Consider the following 20,526-nt stretch of genomic DNA (forward strand, 5'->3'; position numbering starts at 1 on the left):
ATTTCTTTGGTTATGATTGGTTGAAAGAATTATCAGCTTAAATATAGCAGGAAACTTTTCCATTTACCTAATGCTTCAGCAGTTCGTGGTAAGTTTCTTCCGCCTCCATTAGCCCGGAGGCTGCCAGTTGTGTCAGGCGCACATGCTTTGTCTCGTTCACCAGCACCGGGTCGTACTTGGCCGCCACACGCACATAATTCTCTGTCCAGCCTTCCATCACGCCGTCCTTCACATCGTCCTCGAACAGCACTGTGAACTCGCGGCCTATGTTCTGTTCATAAAAGTGGCGCTTCTTTTTCTCTGAGAGAATCCGGAGCATGTCGGCGCGGCGGTTGCGATCCCTGGTGCTTACCTTGCCGGTCATTTCCGGTGCCAATGTATTTTCCCGCTCTGAATAGGGGAACACGTGCAGGTAGCTCACATCCAGCCCGTTCAGGAAGTTATAAGTCTCCAGGAAGTCTTCCTCCGTCTCACCCGGGAAACCCACGATCACATCTACCCCGATGCAGCAGTGCGGCATCAGCGATTTGATCGTTGACACGCGGTCGGCATATAACTCACGCTGGTAGCGGCGGCGCATCAGCTTCAGGATCTTGTTAGAGCCAGACTGCAGCGGCACATGGAAGTGCGGCATAAACCGGTTACTCTGCGCCACAAAGGCAATGATCTCATCTTTCAACAGGTTCGGCTCGATAGAGGAGATGCGGAAACGGTCGATGCCCTCCACCTGGTCCAGTGCCTGCACCAGCTCGAAGAAAGTCTCCACCCGTTCCCCGTTCTGCAAGCCAAAGTCGCCGGTATTCACTCCCGTGAGCACAATCTCCTTCACCCCTGATGCTGCAATCTCGTTGGCCGAACGCACCACATTGGCGATGCTGTCGGAGCGGCTGTTGCCCCGCGCCAGCGGAATGGTGCAGAAAGAGCAGGAATAGTCGCAGCCGTCCTGCACCTTCAGAAAGGTGCGGGTGCGGTCGCCGAAGGAGTAGGAGTTATGGAACGTGTTGGCCTCAGAAATGGGGCTGGCATATATAGCAGCCTTGTCCTTCTTCTCAAAAGTCTCCAGGATGTCGACCAACTGAAACTTTTCTGCGGCGCCCAGCACGGCGTCTACACCCGGTATCTCAGCAATTTCCTTTGGCTTGAGCTGCGCGTAGCAACCCACAATGGTGATAAACGCATTGGGAGAGTGCTTCAGGGCTTCCTTCACAATCTTGCGGCACTTCTTGTCTGCGTTGTCCGTGACCGAGCAGGTGTTGATGACGTAGATATCAGGCGTATCCGTAAACTCCACTTTCTCAAACCCGCGCTCCTGGAACATTCGCCCGATGGTGCTGGTTTCGGAATAATTTAGTTTACAGCCTAAGGTATAAAAAGCTACTTTTTTCATAATCAGGAGGCAAAGTTACAAACTTTCTGCCTTTATGCCGCTAAGGTTATGCTGTATTTATATGACTTAATACCTGTGAGGATATAGGGTAAAGGACTGTAAGAATGCGTTTTACAGCAGAAACATATGCCTTTAGCTGAATCTCCAAAACATGCTGCAATCCCCCTCTTCCTTAGAAGGCAGCGGCTACTTCTGAACGAAGTCCTGGAAGGACTGCTGCATATAGGCCTTCCCGTTTTGCATCTGTTCCTCCGTCACACCCGAATCCGCCGTAATCACCTGCTTCGCCACATTATCAAAGCTAAAGGTGCCCTCAGGTGCCATATAGCCGAACCCATCGTTGAACACATAAAACGCAAAAGGTGAAGTAGTAGGGGCTAACAGGTTCCTGCTCCACTTAAAGTCCTCGTGCGGAAGGCCAAGCAGTGCCAGCAGGGTGGCTGCTATATCTGTCTGAGATGCGAGGGTGGAAATGATCCCTGTATCTTTGATGGCCCCGCCCGTGAGGATAAAGGGTATATGGAATTTGGAAGGAGCGAAATTTGGGTCATTTCCCGGCAATGGATGCCCATGGTCAGCCGTGATCACGACCACGGTTTTCTGCCACCAGGGCTGTTGCTTCGCCTGCTCTATGAACCTGCCCAGGGCCCAGTCGGTGTAGTGTACACTGTTCCGGAATTTTGCCTCTTCATCATTTCCCTCGAATTCCGGCTCCGTGGGAATCTCGAAGGGTTCATGGCTGCTTAAAGTATATACCGTGCTAAAAAAGGGCTGGCGCTCGTTCCGTAACTCCTCCAGCACCCGCTCGAACAGCACATGGTCGTGCGCCCCCCATTTGGAATTGTAGGAAGAAGGATCGAAGTCTGCTTTTGCAGTGAGGCGGTCGTAGCCCCCGTTTGTGAGGTAAGACCGGATGTTGGCAAACTCGAGTTCACCGCCATAATAAAAGCTGGTGCTGTAGTTTTGCCGCTGAAAGACGGTGCTTAGCTGCGGCAGCTTTTCGGTTTTCTGCGGGTATTTGATGATAGAAGTAGTTGTCTGTACCGGGTAGCCGCTGAGCAGCGCCACCATGCCTTTCTCGCTACGGTCGCCGCTGGCATATAGGTTGGTGAAGCTGATGCCTTCCGCCGCGAGTCTGTCCAGGTTTGGTGTCACGCCTTTCTCACCCCCCAGGCTTTCCACCAGCTTTGCCGTATAGCTTTCCAGGATGATAAACAAGACGTTTGGCCGCTCCGCTACAACCATTTGTTTAGGAGCGTTGGTATCTACAGCGGCATAAAGCGACTCTACCCGCTGCGCGGCCTCCTCCGGCGGAATATAGACATAAAGCTCCTTGTTGATCTTGTTGTACTTCAGAAGGGCATAGCCCAGGTTCCAGGGCATGTTCAGCCCGGCGTGGTTCGCGAACGGGGTATTGGAAAAATAAGCCACACTCTGGTTGATCGGGATTTGCTGCCAGCCGCCGCGCAAAGGCAGCACCAGCAACGCGAGGTACAGCAGCGAAAGGCCGGCATAAAGCCACTTGCCGCCGCGCAGCTCAAATTTTTTCAGGTCGATGAGTTTTAGATAGAACAGGATTGAAATCACTGTGATGAACACCGAAACGAGCAGGAGCAAAAAAAGCGGGGCGCTGGCGGCTGAGGCAGCCATCTCAGCGGGGGTATTGAGGTACTGCAGGGGAGTGGCGTCCAGCCGGAACCCCCAGTAGCTGTAAAGCTCGAGGTCAGCGGCAAGCAGCACCGAGAGCAGCACCACTACTATATAAGTGTAGACGCGCACAAAACCCGAAGGCCGGAGCCGGGGCCACAGCGCAGAAAGCAACAGCACCAGGAAGGGTAGCAGGCAGAGGTAAGCCGTAGCCGATGCATCGAGGCGTAACCCATAGGCAAAAACCTTTAGCGTGTCGGAGGAGGTAAGCTCAGAGGACCTTTCCAGGTGGTAGATCAGGAAAACCCCTCTGGCTACCAAAAAAAAGAGCACCCAGAAGAGAAAGTAAAGGGGCTGATAGAAAAGCTTATTTTTCACCCTGCAAATATACAAGATAAGTCTCGCCCTATAAAAAAAGTACCCCCCACAGGATTTTTGTATGCTGTAGGCAGAAGTTGGGCGGGTATAAAAACGAAAGGGTTGATTTAGGGGAATTATATATGTTTTAAGCAATGACTACTCCAGTTCAAGGGGTAATTCTCACAGTTTAGGTGGTTTTTTTGAAAAACCCTTAAAAAAAACATGCCTTTTTGTTTGAAAGCAATTTTTCATATCTATATTTGCTTCACCTAAAAACTCAATCTAATCTAATACATGGCAACACTAAGATTTAAAGCGCTGGACCTGGTAAATCAGCGCAAAACAGCTGACATAACCTTACCTTCAGTAAACATTTCCGATTATTACGGCGAGAATGTGTTTGGCTTTGATGCAATGCGCGCCACCATGTCGTCTGATAATTTTAAACGTCTGCGCCGCATTATTGATGCCGGTGATAAAGTGGACCGTAACCTGGCTGATGCGGTTGCGTCTGCCATGAAGTCGTGGGCGATGGCCAAGGGTGCCACGCATTACACGCACTGGTTCCAGCCGTTGACAGGAACAACCGCTGAAAAACACGATTCTTTCTTTGACCTGACATCTGACGGGTCTGCGCTCGAGGCGTTCAAAGGCAGTGCGCTGGTTCAGCAGGAGCCGGACGCTTCTTCTTTCCCGAGCGGCGGTATCCGCAACACGTTCGAGGCCCGCGGCTACACGGCCTGGGACCCTTCTTCCCCGGCTTTCGTGATCGAGGGATTGAACTCCAAAACGCTGTGTATCCCTACTATCTTCGTCTCTTACACCGGCGAAGCACTTGATTACAAAACACCGCTTCTAAAGTCTTTGAAGTTCCTGAATGATGCGGCTGTGCCGGTTTGCCAGTACTTCGACAAAGACGTGAACAAAGTAAACACGACGCTTGGCATTGAGCAGGAATACTTCCTGGTGGACAAGGCTTTATATGCTGCACGCCCGGACCTGGTAATGACCGGCCGTACCTTGTTTGGCCACGCGCCTGCAAAGGGCCAGCAGCTGGAGGACCACTACTTCGGTTCTATCCCGAGCCGCGTGCACGCGTTTATGGTGGATTTTGAAAAGTCTGCCCACAGACTGGGTATTCCGCTTCGCACGCGCCATAACGAGGTAGCACCCGGCCAGTTCGAGTGCGCACCTACCTTTGAGGACGCCAGCCTGGCTGCCGACCACAACCAGTTGCTCATGGATATCATGGACCGTGTGGCAGACCGCCACGGTTTCAAAGTGTTGCTGCACGAAAAGCCATTTAAAGGCGTGAATGGCAGCGGAAAGCACAACAACTGGGCCATGAGCACGAACACGGGTACCAACCTGCTGGCTCCTGGTAAAAAGCCGAAAGAGAACCTGCAGTTCCTGACGTTCTTCATCAACACCATCAAAGCGGTGCATAAGCATGCGGACCTGCTGCGCGCCAGCATCGCTTCTGCCAGCAACGATCACCGTTTGGGCGCCAACGAGGCTCCTCCGGCTATTATGTCCGTTTTTGTGGGCCAGCAGCTTTCTGCGGTGCTGGATGAGTTGGAGCGAACTGCCAAAATACCGATGGAGAAAGGCGACAACATGTACCTCAAACTCGGCATCGACCGAATCCCTGAAGTACTTTTGGATAACACTGACCGTAACCGCACGTCGCCGTTTGCCTTCACGGGCAATAAATTCGAATTCCGTGCGGTGGGTTCCTCTGCCAACGTGTCTTCCCCTATGACTGTTCTGAACACGATTGTGGCTGATCAGTTGGTAGAGTATAGAAAAGCCGTAGATGAGCTGATCGATGGGCAGGGTATGAAAAAGGAACTGGCGATCATTCAGGTGCTGCGCGAATATGTAGTGGATTCAAAAGCGATTCGCTTTGAAGGCAACGGTTACTCCCAGGAGTGGGAAGACGAGGCCGAGAAGCGTGGCCTGTCCAACGTGAAAACCACGCCGCGTGCACTGGATATATACCACAATGAGGATGTGAAGGATCTGTTCAGCAGAAACGGCATCCTGACGGGGGTGGAGCTCAATGCCCGCCATGAAATCCTTCTAGAAGAATACATCAAGAAGATCCAGATTGAGGCGCGGGTGCTGGGTGACCTGGCGGTAAACCATGTGATCCCGACGGCTATCGCTTACCAGAACAAGCTGATTCACAACGTGCGCGGCCTGAAAGACCTTGGACTGGAGGATGAGTACACGCAAACGACTGTTGAAGCAATCAAGAAAATGTCCCGCCATATCACCACCATTCAGAAGAACGTGGATGAGATGATCGAGGAACGTAAGGTTGCGAACAAGATTGATGATGCGCGTGAGCGGGCAATCTATTACCAGGAGAAAGTGTTCCCTTATTTCGACACAATCCGTTACAGCGTCGACAAGTTGGAACTGATGGTGGACGATGAAGACTGGCCACTGGTGAAGTACCGTGAATTAATGTTTAACAGATAGTATTGTTATATAGCATAAACAGAAAAAGCACCTGGCCGGGTGCTTTTTCTGTTTATGCTATTTTCTTTAAACCTGCAGTATAGGAAGTTGTAGTTAATATACTGGAAGTAAATAGTTTATGATAGGCATATATAAGTAGCATTTAATTTCATTTCCTGATTTGGTGAACTACCTCTCCGCCGACTTTGGCGAGAATCAGGGGCAGGAGAACGAGCACGAGGCCAACCGCTATCACCTTGCGCAGACCAAGCCTTAAGATCAGTTTGCTCACGAGGTTACCCCGCAGTTCCTGCAGCAGGAATTTACCTGCCTTGGTCATGGGTTTGCCATGTAGCACCTCCCGGACCGTTTCCCAGTTTCCTTTCTCCATCTGCCGCTTCAGGAATTCTGTCACAGTATCGGTTGTTAGGATCGCCGCTTCCCGCAGCTGTTCCTGTTGCATATGGCTCCATCTTGCAAAGGATCGCATTGTAGCAGGAGCATGGATCGGGAAAAAATTGCGCATGTGTATCATATGTTGATTTACGTATTTGCTTCCGGCTTAGCTAAAGCCTTCGTGCTGATTTTGCGGGAAAAGTAGCAAGGATATATGGTAACCGCAAAGAGATCAAAGGGGGTAAGGCAGCAATGGTTGGTATAGTTTATATATCCTACACTGCCGCTTAGTTTCACTTTCGAATAAAGGTGTTAATTTTACATAGCTAGCCTTTGAACAAAGCAGGCGCAACTTCAGTTAAAAATACAAGCTGTCGCACATTATCTTTATGAACAAAACATATTGCCCGAGCCTCACAAGCTACCAGCGCCGGAAAACGCGCGTCGTGAACATCGGAGGCCTGCCCATGGGTGGTGATTACCCGATCCGGGTGCAGTCGATGACCACCGTGGATACGATGGACACCATGGGGTCGGTGGAGCAGTGCATCCGCATGATTGAGGCTGGCTGTGAGTATATCCGGATAACCGCACCGAGTATCAAGGAAGCAGAAAACCTCCGGAATATAAAGGCTGAACTGGCGAGGCGCGGGTATAACGTCCCGCTTATCGCAGATATCCATTTCACCCCGAACGCTGCCGAGGTGGCGGCCCGCATTGTGGAGAAGGTGCGCGTGAACCCGGGCAACTACGCTGACAAAAAAAAGTTTGAGGTTATAGAATACAACGATGACACCTACCAGGCGGAGCTGGACCGGATCCGGGAGCGCTTTGTGCCGCTGGTGCGTATCTGCAAAGAGTACGGTACCGCCATGCGTATCGGCACTAACCACGGCTCGCTCTCTGACCGTATCCTGAGCCGTTACGGCGATACGCCACTGGGCATGGTGGAAAGCGCGCTGGAGTTTTTGCGCATCTGCGAAGATGAGCAGTATTATGAGGTGGTCATCTCTATGAAGGCCTCCAACACGCAGGTAATGGTGCAGGCTTATCGTTTGCTGGTGCAAAAGCTGGATGAGGAAGGAATGCAGCCCTACCCGCTGCACCTGGGCGTGACAGAAGCAGGCGAAGCCGAGGATGGCCGCATCAAATCGGCTGTGGGCATTGGTACGTTGCTGGAAGACGGTTTAGGGGACACGGTGCGTGTTTCGCTCACTGAGGCACCAGAGGCCGAGGCTCCTGTGGCCCGGGCGCTGATCGACCGTTACGCCCACCGTGCCGAACAGGCGCAGCCGATCAAATCCATCTGCAATGTGCCGATCAACCCGTTTCAGTATCACCGCCGCGTAACGGCAGAGGTAGAGAACATAGGAGGGCAGAATGTGCCGCGCGTCATCGCTGATCTGAGCCGCCTGACGGATGTGAAGTACGCCGACTTGAAAAGCGTCGGGCACCTGTACTCGATGTTGCTCGATAAATTCAACATGAACGACCTTGGTGCGGATTTTATATATACCGGGGATCACCCGATCACCTTTATGCTGCCGAATGGGCTGAAGGAACTGGTGAATTATGTTCCCTGGCAACTGTCGGAGCAGCAGCGTGACCGTCATCCTTTACTTACCGCCAGGCAGTACCTTACTGCAGATATCCTGCATCCGACCCTGAACTTTGTGGAGGCAACGATCAGCGAGCTCACAGACGAGCTGATCGGGCGGCTGAAGCAGGACACTGCGGCGGTGCTCCTGTTACAGACTTCCAATGCACACGCCATGCCTGAGCTGCGGAAATGCTTTTTCCGGCTCATGAACAACAATGTGCAGAATCCCTGCATCGTCAAAAGGGCATTTGGCGAACTTTCTGACGATGAAGTACAGCTGTATGCAGCCACCGACGTGGGCGGTCTCCTCATTGACGGACTTGGGGACGGGGTGCTCCTGAGCACAGAACTGTTACCGGAGCAGGAAAAACCTGTTTTGCTGCATACGATTGATAAACTGAACAACCTGAGCTTTGGTATTCTGCAGGCGGCGCGAACGCGCATGAGTAAAACAGAGTATATTAGCTGCCCGAGTTGTGGCCGTACCTTGTTTGATCTGCAGGAAACAACGGCGATGATCCGGAAGCGAACAGACCACTTGAAAGGCGTAAAAATTGGCATCATGGGCTGCATCGTGAACGGACCCGGTGAAATGGCCGATGCCGACTATGGCTACGTTGGGGTGGGGAAAGACAAGATTGCGCTCTATCGTGGCCAGAACGTTATCAAGAAAGCCGTGCCTGCCGATCGTGCCGTGGATGAACTTATTGACCTGATAAGGGAGGATGACAAATGGATAGAACCGGTGCGGCTGGAGGAATAAACCTTCTGCCTTTTTCGATATGCATTTGATCTTACTCAGGCATAAAATGAGGGATTAGAGCAGAACATCTAAAGCAGCATTGCTTCACTACTATATATAAATTACAATAAAATTTTCTGAACCAAATCTTTTTCCTGCTGCCGCTGTTTATCTTATAGCAGCACCGAAGCCTAACCTTTACACTATCCTGGTGCTTACGAAACACCATTTATTACATGACGATATGAAGGGACTATTCGATTTCTCTGAAGTTTTGACTTACTTTTTCCGCAAGAAAGACCCCAGGCGCAAGTCTAACTTTAACTTGCGCACAATGCACACCATCAATAAGATCTCGATCCTGATGTTCCTGGCTGGTGTCGTTTATTTTATCATCAAACACTGGTAGCCTAAGTCTGTGAACATTGAGGAGTTTAGGTTGTATTGCCTGGCCAAAGCAGGCGCAACAGAAGAAACGCCTTTCGGTGAAGACACGCTTGTCTTCAAGGTGTCCGGAAAAATGTTTGCCCTCTGCAGTATCAACGACTTCGGGAACGGCATCTCGTTGAAATGCGATCCGGAAAAAGCCATCGAACTGCGAGAACTGTACCCCCAGGTAAAGCCGGGCTACCATATGAGTAAAGTCCATTGGAACACTGTGCTTCCGGAGGCGGGTCTTCCTGACGTGCTCCTGCGGCAGTGGATAGATGATTCCTACAGTCTGGTGGCCGCCAAACTAACAAAGAAACAGCAGCGGGAGATCGGCTTTTCTTCATAACTGCTTTCATACTAACTATATCTGGGTTTGTTTTTCATTTATAGAATGAAGCTCCTGCTTTTTTGTTAAAATCATATCCTGTTTGCCCACATAATTTATATATTACCGTAACATTAATTATAGGTATAGGTAACCTGTTTGCGCTCATTGCTTTACGAAACACTCTATACTACATCCTGTGTTAGCCTTGGAAGAAACAAGCAGGGAATGCGCATCGCTGGCTAGTGCAGAAGTAATTATTTTTTGCTATACTTGATAAACCCATCTATATAAAGTATGATCTTAGAGAACGAAATCGGGATTCTTTCTTTTCGGAATGAATGGCAAAAAGCGAGCATGAGTATTTTGTATACCTATGGATTCCTTTCGAACAGTTACGAGAGTTTTTTCAGAAAACATGGCCTCACCACACAGCAGTATAATGCACTTCGCATCCTGCGCGACCAATATCCAAAGCCTGTCTCCACTTCATTCCTCCGCGAGAAAATGCTGGACAAAATGTCAGATGCCTCCAGGTTAGTTAGCAGGCTTGGCGGAAAGGGTCTCGTAAAAGTCACGCAGAACGCTCATGATAAACGCCTGGTTAATATCGTGATTTCGGAGGAGGGCCGGAAGATCATTAATGATATAGACAAAAACCTGCATCAGCTGGATGCCCTGGTACAAGGGATATCAGAGGAAGAAGCCGTGCAGTTGGTTGATCTTTTGTACAAGGTGAGACAGTCTCTTCGGAATGTTAATGAATCCATTTCATCAGCTGAGTCAATAGACGCATAGTAGGTTAATCTAATAGCAGTATATAGGAGCTAGCGCTTCTTTCTGTCCTTTTTTTAATGAACAAAGCCGCGAAGTGAGGGAACTTCAGCGGCTTTGCTTTTATATAGCTGGTAAAATGGATATGGTTTATACCACTACGTTGATAATTTTGTTAGGCACGATAATGATTTTTTTCGGAGATTTTCCCTCTAAAAACTTGAGCAGCTGCTCATCCTGCACCACGGCCTTCTCCATCTCCTCGCGGGGCGTATCCACAGCAAAACTAATTTTAGTACGCATTTTCCCGTTAACAGACACAGGATATTCGAACGAGTTCTCCGCCAGGTATTCTTCCTTCCACTGCGGATAGGAGGCAAAACTGACGCTCTCGCTGTGTCCCAGCATTTGCCAAAGCTCCTCGGCTATATGCGGGGCATAGGGCGAAAGCACAATGGTGAGCGGCTCCAATATGGCACGCTTGTTACACTTCAGCTGCGTCAGCTCGTTCACGCAGATCATAAACGTAGAGACGGAGGTGTTAAAGGAGAAACGCTCGATGTCTTCTTCTACCTTCTTGATGGTTTTGTGCAACGACTTCAGCTCTTCGGCGGTAGGAGCGGCATCAGAAACGGCAAAATCTCCTTTGTTGTCGTGGAAGAGTTTCCAGAAGCGCTTCAGGAATTTGAGTACGCCGTCCATGCCATGCGTGTTCCAGGGCTTGAACTGCTCCAGCGGACCCAAAAACATCTCGTACATGCGCAGTGTATCTGCTCCCTGCCGCTCTACAATATCATCCGGACTCACCACATTGTACTTCGACTTCGACATTTTCTCGATCTCAATGCCGCATATATACTTGTCGTCTTCAAGTATAAAATTGGCATTTGCATACTCTGGTCGCCAGTTCTGGAAAGCTTTCAAATCCAAAACATCGTTATCAACAATGTTCACGTCTACATGCAATGCTGTTGTGTCGTGCTGATCTTTCAGTCCGTGAGAAACAAACGTATTGCTGTCTTTGATGCGGTACACAAAATTAGACCGCCCCTGAATCATTCCCTGGTTAATGAGTTTTTTGAAAGGCTCTTCTTCCACCACCAATCCCATATCATAAAGGAACTTGTTCCAGAAGCGGGAGTAGAGGAGGTGGCCGGTGGCATGCTCCGAGCCACCTATATATAGATCCACGTCGCGCCAATAATTGATGGCCTCTTTGCTGGCGAAAGCCTCCTCGTTCTTCGGGTCCATATAGCGGTACCAGTACCAGCTGGAGCCCGCCCAGCCGGGCATCGTACTCAATTCATATGGATACTGATCTTCGTATTTCCAGTCCACGGCGCGGCCAAGCGGCGGTTCCCCGGTTTCAGTGGGCAGGTAGGCGTCTATCTTTGGCAGTTCCAGAGGCAGCTCGCTCTCCTTGATCAGGTGCGGGATGCCGTCTTTGAAGTAAACCGGCACCGGCTCTCCCCAGTAACGCTGGCGGCTGAACACGGCGTCGCGCATCCGGTAGTTCACCTTGGCTTTGCCAATGCCATGCTCCTCCAGGAACTTCACCAGCACCGGGAGCGCTTCCTGGTACGCCAGGCCGTTGATGATACCGGAGTTGATATAATGTCCTTCTTTGGTGGCGTCCGCCTGCGTGTCGATGCTTTTCTGGGCATCCAGGATCGGCACGATGGTCAGGCCGAAATGCGTGGCAAAATTCCAGTCTCGCTGGTCGCCGGACGGCACGGCCATCACCGCGCCGGTGCCATATCCTGCCAGCACATAATCGGCTATATATACTGGTATGCGCTCCTGGTTATAGGGGTTAATGGCATAAGCGCCGGTAAAGACGCCGCTCACGGTTTTCACATCCGTCATGCGCTCCCGCTCCGAACGGTTTTTTGCCACCGTCACGTAATCCTTTACCTCCTGTCGCTGCGCGTTTGTGGTAATTTTCTCCACCAGTTCATGCTCCGGTGCCAGCACCAGGAAGGTTGCGCCATATACGGTATCGAGGCGGGTGGTAAATACTTTTATTTTTTCACCGGTGTTCTCAACCGGAAAGGCCATCTCAGCCCCAACCGATTTCCCGATCCAGTTGCGCTGCATCTCTTTGATCGGCTCTGGCCAGTCAATCTCTTCCAGTCCCTGTAGCAGACGCTCCGCATAGGCCGTGATCCGCATCATCCACTGCCGCATCAGCTTGCGCTCCACAGGGTAGCCACCGCGCTCCGACAGGCCATCCTTCACCTCGTCGTTGGCCAGCACAGTGCCTAAAGCCGGGCACCAGTTCACGACCGCATCCGCCACGTAGGTCAGGCGGTACTTCAGCAACATTTCTGACTGCTGCTGCTCATCCATTTGCTTCCATTCCCCGGCCGAGAAAACCGGCGTCTCCTCGTCGCAGACAGCTTTTACCTGGGCGTTTCCATGCTGCTCAAACTCCTGCACCAGTTCCGCGATAGGCGCAGCTTTGTCTGATGCCAGGTTGTAGTAGCTGTTGAACAGCTGCATGAAAATCCACTGTGTCCATTTATAATAGCCTGGGTCGGAGGTGCGCACTTCCAGGTCCCAGTCAAAAGAGAAGCCCAGGTTCTTGAGTTGCTCCACATAGCGCTGAATGTTCTCTTCTGTCGTGATGGCCGGGTGCTGCCCCGTCTGGATCGCGTACTGCTCTGCCGGCAATCCGAATGAGTCGAAGCCCATGGGGTGCAGCACGTTGTAGCCCTGCAGCCGCTTGTAACGGCTCACAATGTCAGAGGCGATATAGCCGAGCGGATGCCCCACGTGCAGGCCAGCGCCTGACGGGTAAGGGAACATGTCCATCGCATAGTATTTCGGCTTTTTGCTGTCGGCTGTTGCTTTAAAAGTGTTGTTCTCCTCCCAAAAGCGCTGCCACTTTTTCTCAATGTGGTTGAAATTATACTCTGACATTATATATGGCTGAATTCGTAATTTTAAGTTAAACCGCTAAGATAAATCTTAATTATTGAATTGTTGAATGGCTGCTTTCATAAATTGCGTCTTGATTGGATGGTGCAACGCCTGCAAGACTGAAGAGATGGGGGCGCTTTCTGGAAAAGACACTTATATATAAACGCACGTTTCAGAACTTCAACCCTACTCATCTATCGCCTATATCCCTGACATACTATACTTTAAAACATTTTAAAGATGAAAGCATTCAACAATTCGGGCGGAATCCGTAAATAATAGGAGGCAGATGATGGATAAAAAACACGACTTACTGGATATACTGCACCTGATCTACGTGATGGACCCGATGTGCTCGTGGTGCTACGGCTTTGCACCGGTTATAAAGCGGCTGGCTGCGGAGCAGGAGGGGACCCTACAGTTCAAACTGGTGATGGGCGGCCTGCGCCCACACACGGAACAGCCCCTCGACGAGCATATGAAGGAAGCACTCCGGCATCACTGGCAGGACGTGGAAAAAATTTCGGGACAGCCGATCGATTATGATTTCTTCAAGCGTCAGGGTTTTATATATGACACCGAACCCGGATGCCGTGCCGTGGTGACCATGCGTTATCTTAATCCGCCAATGGAGGCTGAAATGGCCGAAGCGGTGCAAAGCGCGTTTTACGCCCAAAACCAGGACGTGACGCAACCGGCAGTGCTGGCGGCGATTGCCTCTCAGTTTGGCGTGGAGGAAGACGCTTTCCTGGAGAAATTCTCGACGGAGGAGATGAAGGAAAAGACGCTTCAGGATTTTACATTAGCCCGCCACCTGCAGGCAAACGCTTTTCCGAGCCTGTACCTGCTCAACGGCACCAACCTGCACCTCCTCAGCCGCGGCTACCGGACCTACGATGGCATGTCTGCGCATTTGCAGCGGGCACTTGGAAAGCTGAAGGACCAGGAATAGCCCTGCATAATATGCGCCTGCAGCAGGTTCCTTTCTATACCCGCCCCTTTGTTTTTATCATGTATGGATGAAGCGATAGTGCTGCTAATTATTTATATTTAAATGGCATTTTAGCTTCGGATTATGCGAAAACACCATGCTCAGATGGGCACCTGCGATATCACGCACAAACAACTTCCCAAGCGGCAGCTTGTGCATGGGTCCGGTATCCGGAAAAGTATATTTGAGCTGATTAAGGCGGACCACCCCGGCTTTGATGAGAACAGCTACATCAGCGTCGAGAAACTGGTCGAGTACCGGAAGAAATACCTCGAGCAGTTGCTTCTCCGGGAAGTGGGGGAACTGTCGGAGGTGGAGCACGAGGTGATCAAAAGCATCAGCCAGCAGGAACTCCTCGCAACCAACATTGAGGAAGAGCTCTCCGAGAACCTGACACTGGGAAACCGTATGGCTGACAAGATCGCCTCGTTTGGTGGGAGCTGGCGGTTTATCTCCATCTTTTTTTCTTTCCTGCTGCTCTGGATGGCTATCAACATATTCCTGCTGTCTTCCAGGCCCTTCGACCCTTACCCGTTCATCCTCCTCAACCTCATCCTTTCCTGCCTGGCCGCCATACAGGCCCCCATCATCATGATGAGCCAGAACAGGCAGGAAGCTAAAGACCGCCAGCGCTCTGAACACGATTACAAGATTAATCTGAAGGCTGAACTGGAGATACGGCTGCTGCACGAGAAAATAGACCACCTGATCGTGCACCAGAATCAGCGCCTGATGGAGATTCAGCAGATACAGGTAGACTTGCTGGAAGACATTATGACGCGCGACAAGAATCAGCTATAGGCAATTTTTGGGAGCACTTCCTGCAGTGGGTCCTGCCCGTCCCAGGTGCCGGTAGAACTAATGGGCCTGAAGCGCGCGAACAACTCTTCGCTGTACCAGTTCTCTGCCCGCGTGCGTCGCATTACTTCCTGGTGCTGGGGGTCTTTGTAAGCAAACGCTTTCATCGCTTCCACAGATTCCCACACGCTGAACGTGGCCTGCCGCACAAACGGCAGCTCTCCCAACCCAATCGAGCAGTAAAGCCCTTCCGCTGCATCAAGCGATTTGCTTGTACGCACCCCGAACCGGGAAAAGGCAGGCAGCCGCCACCAGTTCACGCTGGCCCGGGTGAGCACTGCAATCGGGCCCTGGCTGTATTTCTCTGAAAGCACGGGCGCAAAAGGTTCTTTCCCGTCCCACTGCCCATGCTGCTGATAAGGCAGCAGTTTTACTGTCCAAAGCTCGTCTGTGTGTTGCTGATAGGCCTGCATATAAGGCGAGTGCAGCAAAAAAAAGTCTGCGGCAGCCTCCGTTTCCCAGGTACACAACAGGCCGTAGCGCCTGAAATTGGGTTTCAGGCTGAAACTCCTGCCTTGTCCACTGCCCAGCATTTTGTAAAAGAGCAGGCCCGGCACCTTCTCAAGTTTTGGACCTGAGGTTCCCATCTGTGCCAGCCCCCAGCGGATTTGGCCACTCCGTAAGCCGAAGATCGTCAGGGTTGTGAGGCGTGCGGTAAGTTCTGTATCAGATCCAGTCAAGGAGGAGGTGGAGTATAATTTTCAACACTATATAAGAAGCAGCTTTAGTAAAGTAATTCACTGTATATATGCCAGGCAACCTAAACAGAAACACCAGCTAAAGAAGAATGTTTAGCTGGTGTTTCTAATGAGTTTTTCAATACATCAAAAGCCTTTTTTATTAGGATTAAATGCTTGATCAATGGTCGTAGCATTCAGGTCGACAGATTAATGCATATGATTTTATCTCAGGCTACTTGTATGCAGCTGGTTTTAAAGATTTATCTTTTTATTGTCGCCTGCATTGGGCCGTTCACCGGTTAAAGCGGCTTTCACCATGCCATACAAGTGCACCATTACGCTGTTGGGCGCATCCCAATACTCCGCCTTGTCGATGGTTACCTTAATCAGGCCTACGTTCGGGTCTTCTTTGCCATTGGGGAACCAGGTTTTCATAGCTGGGTTCCAAAGTTCGTTGATCTTCTGCTGGTCGCGCAACACCTGCGCTTTGCCGGATATGGATACATAATTTTCGTTATCAGGGTCGGAGTAGCTCAGGTTAACATGCGCATCGTGCTCTATTTCATGCGATTTGCCTGAATGATACCCCGTGAAGAACCAGATGTCACCGTCCGGCTTCACCTCCATCGCACGCATAGGGCGGCTGCGAAGGCAGTTGTCTTCATCCATGGTGGTGAGCATGGCTACTTTGATATCCTTGATCATGTCGATGAGCTTTCCGAGATTTTCCTTTGTTGTTGGGTCGTTATTCATAGCTTTATATAGTCAGTTCAGCTTTAAATTACGGGTGCGGCGGCGTAGGGTTTATAATGGCAGGGTGCCGGCAGCCCTGTAAACCAACCGCTGAAACAAAAGCCGCGGGAACCTGTTTACACTCACTGTACTATCCATATCGATTTGAATTTTTTAGCACATATATATCTGTCAGGCGATGAGGAAGAACTGCTTATCGGTAATTTTATCGCCGACTCCGTCAAAGGTAAACAAGCTGAGCTATATTCGCCGGGCATTGCCAAAGGCATCCTGTTGCACCGCCTCATCGACCATTTCACCGACACGCACCCCGTGGTAGCAGATACCAAGTCACGCCTGCGGCCTAAATACAGAAAGTTCGCCCCGGTGGTCGGCGATATGTTCTACGACCACTTCCTGGCCGCGAACTTTGAGCACTACGCCCAGGAGCCGCTGCCGGCCTACACACAGCAGATATACAGCCTCATCCAGCGGCACTTCGACTTGCTGCCCCCGCGGGTACAGCACCTGTTCCCACATATGCGCCGGCACAACTGGCTGCTATCCTATGCGCAGGTAGAAGGCATTGGGCAGGCACTGACGGGCATGAGCCGCCGGGCTACATTTGTGTCGGGTATGGAAACGGCAGCGGAGGAACTGCAGGAAAACTATGGGTTATATGCTGCCGAATTTGCTGCTTTCTTTCCGGAGTTGCAGCGCTATGTAGCGGAAGTGAAGCTCGATTTGTTGAAGGTATAGCGGGCCGTTACAGGCATAGCCATAAAAAAAAAGGAGCAACCACCCGGCTGCTCCTTTTATATATAAAATTGTTATACTTAATGCTGATGACCGCCCTCGCCGTGTACATGGCCATGGTCCAGTTCTTCTTGCGTAGCTTCCCGCACTTTTTCAACTTTGCCTTTGAAGAAAAGCTCCTTGCCGGCAAGCGGGTGGTTAAAGTCCATTTTCACGGTTTCCTCCCCAATTTCCACCACACGGCCCTGTAGTTGGTTGCCTTCGCTGTCAGTCATCGGGATAAAATTTCCTTCTTCCAACATGTTGTCAGGCACACTGCCCTCCACTTCAAAAACATTTTTAGGCAGCTCAACCACAGCCTCCTCGTTGTATTCGCCGTAACCGTCCTCTGTGTCCAGCTTAAAGTCAAAATTGTCTCCTGTACTCAGCCCTTCCAGATTGTCTTCAAACTGGTCGGGTAAGCCGCTCATGCCATATATAAACACCATGGGATGTTCTTCGTTGGCTGTTTCGATCAGGCTCTGCTCACCATTCTCGTCCATAATGCGCAGCTCGTAAGTAAGCGTGACCACTTTGTTTTTTTCAATCTTCATGTTTTATTCTTTCAGAAGGTTATACAAGTGAATTTCCTAAAGGTAAAATATCTTATTCGGAAATCAACGGTAACAGGTTATCGCGAGTGTTCATTCTGCTGTTCTCCAAGCCGTTTCTCTTCAGCTTTTCATTAGCTAAGGCATGCACTCCGTCAGTTCCCAGGCGCTTCGGTAAGCGTTGATGCTTTCTACGTACGTAAGAAAAGCCGCATAGTACGGATGCTGGCTGAGGGTGGCGCTGTCGCCGACGATCACCAGCTTTTTCTTTGCCCTGGTCATTGCCACGTTCATGCGCCGGATATCAGCCAGGAAGCCGATCTCGCCTTTGTCATTGCTCCGCGTCATGCTGATGTAGATAATGTCTCGCTCCTGCCCCTGGAAACTGTCTACGGTGCCAACACTTAGGAGCCTTTTCTGCTTCAGTTCGTGCAAGAGCGGCATGTGCTCCACGCGGTCCTGCAGGTAATTAATCTGGGCACGGTACGGTGCGATCACCCCGATACGCAACGGCTCGTTTTCTTCCCCGTTGGCCGGGGCATATTTTTTCAAGAGGTGCGCCAGGTGGTTGAGCAACAGGTTGGCCTCGTCCGGGTTGGCAGAGCTGGAGCTTTCAGGCGATTCCACCTCGTTGTAGCCGCAGCCGGCCGTGTCCACGAATTCCACCGCCAGGCCCGGGGCAAAGTGCGGGTCAAACAGGTGCAGGTCGCTGCTGTGCACGCTCGCGTGTGCCTCCAGTTCGCCCTTGTAAAACTGCTGGTTCGAGAACTCCATGATGTGGTGGTGCATCCGGTACTGAGTTTTGAGCATCACCGACACCTCCGGCTGCCGCTCGATGCACTTCTCGAACAGCGTCTTGCTCAGCCCGCCTTTCTCCGCCTCAAAGGATTTAACCGTGGGGGGCAACTGGCAGTGGTCGCCGGCCAGCACCACGCGCTTCGCGCGGCTGATCGGGATCCAGCAGGCCGGCTCCAGCGCCTGCGCGGCCTCGTCAATAAACACGGTGTCGTACTCGAGGTGGCGGATGGCTTTGTTGGCGGCCCCGACAAGCGTACACGTAATCACCTGCACGTTCCTCAGCAGGTCGTCCGTGATGTACTCCTCCACGCGGTCGGCCTCGTCGAGCAGTCGCTTGCTCTCGGATTTAAAGAACTGGCGCTGCGCACGCTCCTCGTACCCGAATTTTCGCTTGTACTGGAAAGCCATGCGCTTGTATTCCTCAGCTGTCTTGCGGTAGTCCTTCAGGTTTTTATATGAACGGTGACTCATGATCTGGGCGTCCAGCGTATGCTCCAGCAGCACATCCGACACCCGCGACGGATTCCCGATCCTGATCACGTTCACGCCTTCGTTGGCCAGCTTCTCTGTCAGCAGGTCCACAGCGGTATTGGAAGGAGCCGAAACCAGCAGGCGCTGCTGCGTCTCCAGCGTTTTCAGGATGGCCTGCACCAGCGTGGTGGTTTTACCCGTGCCCGGGGGGCCGTGAATAATGGCCACGTCCTTCGCCTGCGCAATTTTGCGGACTGCCTCGTTCTGAGACGGGTTCAGGGAGGGAATCTCCTCCACCTGGGTATCCGTGAAGCGGGGAGGAGTGTCGCCCAGTAAGATATCGCGCAGCTCCGCCAGCCGGGTTTTGTAGGCTTCGATTACCTTCTTCATCGCGAACTCCATCTCACGGTAACTCATCTCGTCGAAGGTGAGGTCGATGCCGAGGCGGCCTTCCTCAATCCAATCCGGAAGGTCCTCCTTGTTGGTGGCCAGCAGCACCTTGTTGCGCCGCAGGCCCACGATCACGCCGTTCAGGTTCTGGCGCTCCCCGCTGCCGTTGTTGCTGAACACGGCTGCGGCCTTGCCCGTCTGGAACAGGTGGAGTTGGTCGCGGTCTTTGGTGCGTTCCAGTTCAATTACCACTTTGTTCCCGAACCCAATCTCTTCTTTGGTGATGGTGACCGGGTACCAACAAAAGCCCATGGCTTTGCGTTCTGCCACGGTGCTCTTCAAGCTCTTGATCTTGTACTGCTGTCGGTCTTCTTCCTGTTCAATCTTAAGCAGTTCCTGTACCTGCTTCAGTTCATATAGTATTTCGCTCATGTATCTCCAAAAAAGAAAGGCTGGCATATATGCTCCAGCCTTTCAAAATAATGTATTTATATCTCCAGGCAAGGCAGTTCTGTCCCTGCCCTGGCCATGTTTTTTCTGTCGCTTATCCTTAACAGTATTCGTGCATTTAAAGATTCAAATTAGGTGCGTTTGCCAAGCTCTTTTTAATGTGCATCAGAATGACGGGCAGGCACTATTTCAAGGCCTTCTTTTTCCGCACTTTCTTAGAGGCGTTACTCAGCCTGATCTGCAGGAAGATGGAATAGAGCAGCAGGATGAAGGCGGCCGCTCCCAGCACCGTGATCACTTTGTCTTTGCCGTAGCGCAGTTCCGAGGATTCGGCTAGCTGCGCCTCCAGGTCCTTGATAGTGCGCTCGCGTTTTTTCATGTTCGTCTGCAGCATCTTGATCTGGCTCTGCAAATCAGCCATTCGGGCGCTGATGATCCGCTGGTCCTGCACCGTCATTTTCCCTTCGCGCTGGTTCTCCACGGTGCTTTCCGCCACTTTTTTGATGCTGGCCTCCTTGATGGCGGCAATCAACTCGGAGTCGGTGTTGATGATTTTTTTCAGCGTCTCAATGATGCTGATCAGGTCGTTCTTGGATTTCTTGCCCCAGAAATTGCTGTTCTGCTGGTTGTAGAACTGGTACTCCAGCACCAGCTGCTCGCGCTCATTCATGAGGGTGGTCAGTTTGTCTTGCTGTTGGGCCTGCGCACCTACAAACCAGAGGCAGCACACAGCCAAGGCTAATAGTCTCTTCATCTTCT

17 protein-coding genes are annotated in these 20,526 nt (G+C 51.3%); 8 read left to right on the top strand and 9 right to left on the bottom strand.

Features of this window, described 5'->3' with window-relative positions; translation table 11 throughout:
* Positions 1-67: 67 nt before the first annotated feature.
* Together mtaB and ABD920_RS04900 are read right to left on the bottom strand one after the other, a co-directional pair.
* Positions 68-1,387 carry a tRNA (N(6)-L-threonylcarbamoyladenosine(37)-C(2))-methylthiotransferase MtaB gene (gene mtaB / locus ABD920_RS04895; RefSeq protein WP_345157211.1) on the bottom strand — a complete coding sequence of 440 codons (1,320 nt, stop codon included), beginning with the start codon at positions 1,385-1,387 and terminating at the stop codon, positions 68-70.
* 186 nt (positions 1,388-1,573) lie between these two features.
* The gene (locus tag ABD920_RS04900; protein WP_345157212.1) at positions 1,574-3,412 is read right to left on the bottom strand and encodes an LTA synthase family protein; all 1,839 of its coding nucleotides are present in this window, start codon (positions 3,410-3,412) and stop codon (positions 1,574-1,576) included.
* Between the two features lie 276 nt (positions 3,413-3,688).
* Here ABD920_RS04900 and ABD920_RS04905 point away from each other — a divergent pair, with 276 nt between their 5' ends.
* The gene (locus tag ABD920_RS04905) at positions 3,689-5,881 is read left to right on the top strand and encodes a glutamine synthetase III family protein (RefSeq protein ID WP_345157213.1); all 2,193 of its coding nucleotides are present in this window, start codon (positions 3,689-3,691) and stop codon (positions 5,879-5,881) included.
* Between the two features lie 148 nt (positions 5,882-6,029).
* Here the strand turns inward: ABD920_RS04905 and ABD920_RS04910 are convergent, their stop codons facing one another.
* Entirely contained in the window at positions 6,030-6,323 is a 294-nt protein-coding gene (locus ABD920_RS04910; protein ID WP_345157214.1) for a hypothetical protein, read from the bottom strand.
* Between the two features lie 322 nt (positions 6,324-6,645).
* On the opposite strand from ABD920_RS04910, the gene ispG reads away from it, so the two are divergent.
* The 4 genes from ispG (at position 6,646) to ABD920_RS04930 (ending at position 10,153) form a co-directional block, all read left to right on the top strand.
* Entirely contained in the window at positions 6,646-8,619 is a 1,974-nt protein-coding gene (ispG, locus tag ABD920_RS04915) for a (E)-4-hydroxy-3-methylbut-2-enyl-diphosphate synthase (RefSeq protein WP_345157216.1), read from the top strand.
* 223 nt (positions 8,620-8,842) lie between these two features.
* Positions 8,843-9,007 carry a DUF6728 family protein gene (locus tag ABD920_RS04920; protein WP_345157217.1) on the top strand — a complete coding sequence of 55 codons (165 nt, stop codon included), beginning with the start codon at positions 8,843-8,845 and terminating at the stop codon, positions 9,005-9,007.
* Positions 9,008-9,016: 9 nt separating this feature from the next.
* Positions 9,017-9,376 carry an MmcQ/YjbR family DNA-binding protein gene (locus tag ABD920_RS04925; protein WP_345157219.1) on the top strand — a complete coding sequence of 120 codons (360 nt, stop codon included), beginning with the start codon at positions 9,017-9,019 and terminating at the stop codon, positions 9,374-9,376.
* 276 nt (positions 9,377-9,652) lie between these two features.
* Positions 9,653-10,153 carry a MarR family winged helix-turn-helix transcriptional regulator gene (locus ABD920_RS04930; RefSeq protein WP_345157221.1) on the top strand — a complete coding sequence of 167 codons (501 nt, stop codon included), beginning with the start codon at positions 9,653-9,655 and terminating at the stop codon, positions 10,151-10,153.
* Positions 10,154-10,279: 126 nt separating this feature from the next.
* On the opposite strand, the gene leuS is transcribed toward ABD920_RS04930, so the two are convergent.
* Complete coding sequence (gene leuS, locus ABD920_RS04935) at positions 10,280-13,051, bottom strand: leucine--tRNA ligase (RefSeq protein WP_345157222.1); 2,772 nt, start codon at positions 13,049-13,051, stop codon at positions 10,280-10,282.
* Positions 13,052-13,340: 289 nt separating this feature from the next.
* On the opposite strand from leuS, the gene ABD920_RS04940 reads away from it, so the two are divergent.
* Both ABD920_RS04940 and ABD920_RS04945 read left to right on the top strand, forming a co-directional pair.
* A complete protein-coding gene (locus ABD920_RS04940; protein ID WP_345157223.1) occupies positions 13,341-14,003 on the top strand; it encodes a DsbA family protein in 663 nt (220 codons plus the stop codon).
* A gap of 123 nt (positions 14,004-14,126) precedes the next feature.
* The gene (locus ABD920_RS04945) at positions 14,127-14,843 is read left to right on the top strand and encodes a DUF1003 domain-containing protein (protein WP_345157224.1); all 717 of its coding nucleotides are present in this window, start codon (positions 14,127-14,129) and stop codon (positions 14,841-14,843) included.
* On the opposite strand, the gene ABD920_RS04950 is transcribed toward ABD920_RS04945, so the two are convergent.
* Positions 14,834-15,580: a DUF3291 domain-containing protein gene (locus ABD920_RS04950; RefSeq protein WP_345157225.1), complete on the bottom strand. Its 747-nt coding sequence runs from the start codon at positions 15,578-15,580 to the stop codon at positions 14,834-14,836. The genes ABD920_RS04945 and ABD920_RS04950 overlap by 10 nt on opposite strands.
* A 252-nt stretch (positions 15,581-15,832) precedes the next feature.
* Positions 15,833-16,333: a pyridoxamine 5'-phosphate oxidase family protein gene (locus tag ABD920_RS04955; protein WP_345157227.1), complete on the bottom strand. Its 501-nt coding sequence runs from the start codon at positions 16,331-16,333 to the stop codon at positions 15,833-15,835.
* 144 nt (positions 16,334-16,477) lie between these two features.
* Here ABD920_RS04955 and ABD920_RS04960 point away from each other — a divergent pair, with 144 nt between their 5' ends.
* Positions 16,478-17,071, top strand: a complete 594-nt coding sequence (locus tag ABD920_RS04960; protein ID WP_345157229.1) for an acyl carrier protein phosphodiesterase — start codon at positions 16,478-16,480, stop codon at positions 17,069-17,071.
* A 77-nt stretch (positions 17,072-17,148) separates the two neighbouring features.
* Here the strand turns inward: ABD920_RS04960 and ABD920_RS04965 are convergent, their stop codons facing one another.
* The 3 genes from ABD920_RS04965 to ABD920_RS04975 all read right to left on the bottom strand — a co-directional run bounded on the left by ABD920_RS04965 (position 17,149) and on the right by ABD920_RS04975 (position 20,521).
* Positions 17,149-17,661, bottom strand: a complete 513-nt coding sequence (locus tag ABD920_RS04965) for an FKBP-type peptidyl-prolyl cis-trans isomerase (RefSeq protein WP_345157230.1) — start codon at positions 17,659-17,661, stop codon at positions 17,149-17,151.
* A gap of 135 nt (positions 17,662-17,796) precedes the next feature.
* Entirely contained in the window at positions 17,797-19,749 is a 1,953-nt protein-coding gene (locus tag ABD920_RS04970) for an AAA domain-containing protein (protein ID WP_345157232.1), read from the bottom strand.
* 202 nt (positions 19,750-19,951) lie between these two features.
* On the bottom strand, positions 19,952-20,521 hold the full coding sequence (locus tag ABD920_RS04975) for a hypothetical protein (protein ID WP_345157234.1): 570 nt from the start codon (positions 20,519-20,521) through the stop codon (positions 19,952-19,954).
* Between the last annotated feature and the right edge of the window lie 5 nt (positions 20,522-20,526).

Source organism: Pontibacter saemangeumensis (assembly GCF_039541895.1).
Classification (GTDB): domain Bacteria; phylum Bacteroidota; class Bacteroidia; order Cytophagales; family Hymenobacteraceae; genus Pontibacter; species Pontibacter saemangeumensis.

Excerpts from the sequence above, each read along its gene's own strand:
- mtaB (WP_345157211.1), bottom strand. The coding sequence starts at position 1,387 with ATGAAAAAAGTAGCTTTTTATACCTTAGGCTGTAAACTAAATTATTCC.
- ABD920_RS04905 (WP_345157213.1), top strand. The coding sequence starts at position 3,689 with ATGGCAACACTAAGATTTAAAGCGCTGGACCTGGTAAATCAGCGCAAA.
- ABD920_RS04910 (WP_345157214.1), bottom strand. The coding sequence starts at position 6,323 with ATGCAACAGGAACAGCTGCGGGAAGCGGCGATCCTAACAACCGATACT.
- ispG (WP_345157216.1), top strand. The coding sequence starts at position 6,646 with ATGAACAAAACATATTGCCCGAGCCTCACAAGCTACCAGCGCCGGAAA.
- ABD920_RS04920 (WP_345157217.1), top strand. The coding sequence starts at position 8,843 with ATGAAGGGACTATTCGATTTCTCTGAAGTTTTGACTTACTTTTTCCGC.
- ABD920_RS04930 (WP_345157221.1), top strand. The coding sequence starts at position 9,653 with ATGATCTTAGAGAACGAAATCGGGATTCTTTCTTTTCGGAATGAATGG.
- leuS (WP_345157222.1), bottom strand. The coding sequence starts at position 13,051 with ATGTCAGAGTATAATTTCAACCACATTGAGAAAAAGTGGCAGCGCTTT.
- ABD920_RS04940 (WP_345157223.1), top strand. The coding sequence starts at position 13,341 with ATGATGGATAAAAAACACGACTTACTGGATATACTGCACCTGATCTAC.
- ABD920_RS04945 (WP_345157224.1), top strand. The coding sequence starts at position 14,127 with ATGCGAAAACACCATGCTCAGATGGGCACCTGCGATATCACGCACAAA.
- ABD920_RS04955 (WP_345157227.1), bottom strand. The coding sequence starts at position 16,333 with ATGAATAACGACCCAACAACAAAGGAAAATCTCGGAAAGCTCATCGAC.
- ABD920_RS04965 (WP_345157230.1), bottom strand. The coding sequence starts at position 17,661 with ATGAAGATTGAAAAAAACAAAGTGGTCACGCTTACTTACGAGCTGCGC.
- ABD920_RS04970 (WP_345157232.1), bottom strand. The coding sequence starts at position 19,749 with ATGAGCGAAATACTATATGAACTGAAGCAGGTACAGGAACTGCTTAAG.
- ABD920_RS04975 (WP_345157234.1), bottom strand. The coding sequence starts at position 20,521 with ATGAAGAGACTATTAGCCTTGGCTGTGTGCTGCCTCTGGTTTGTAGGT.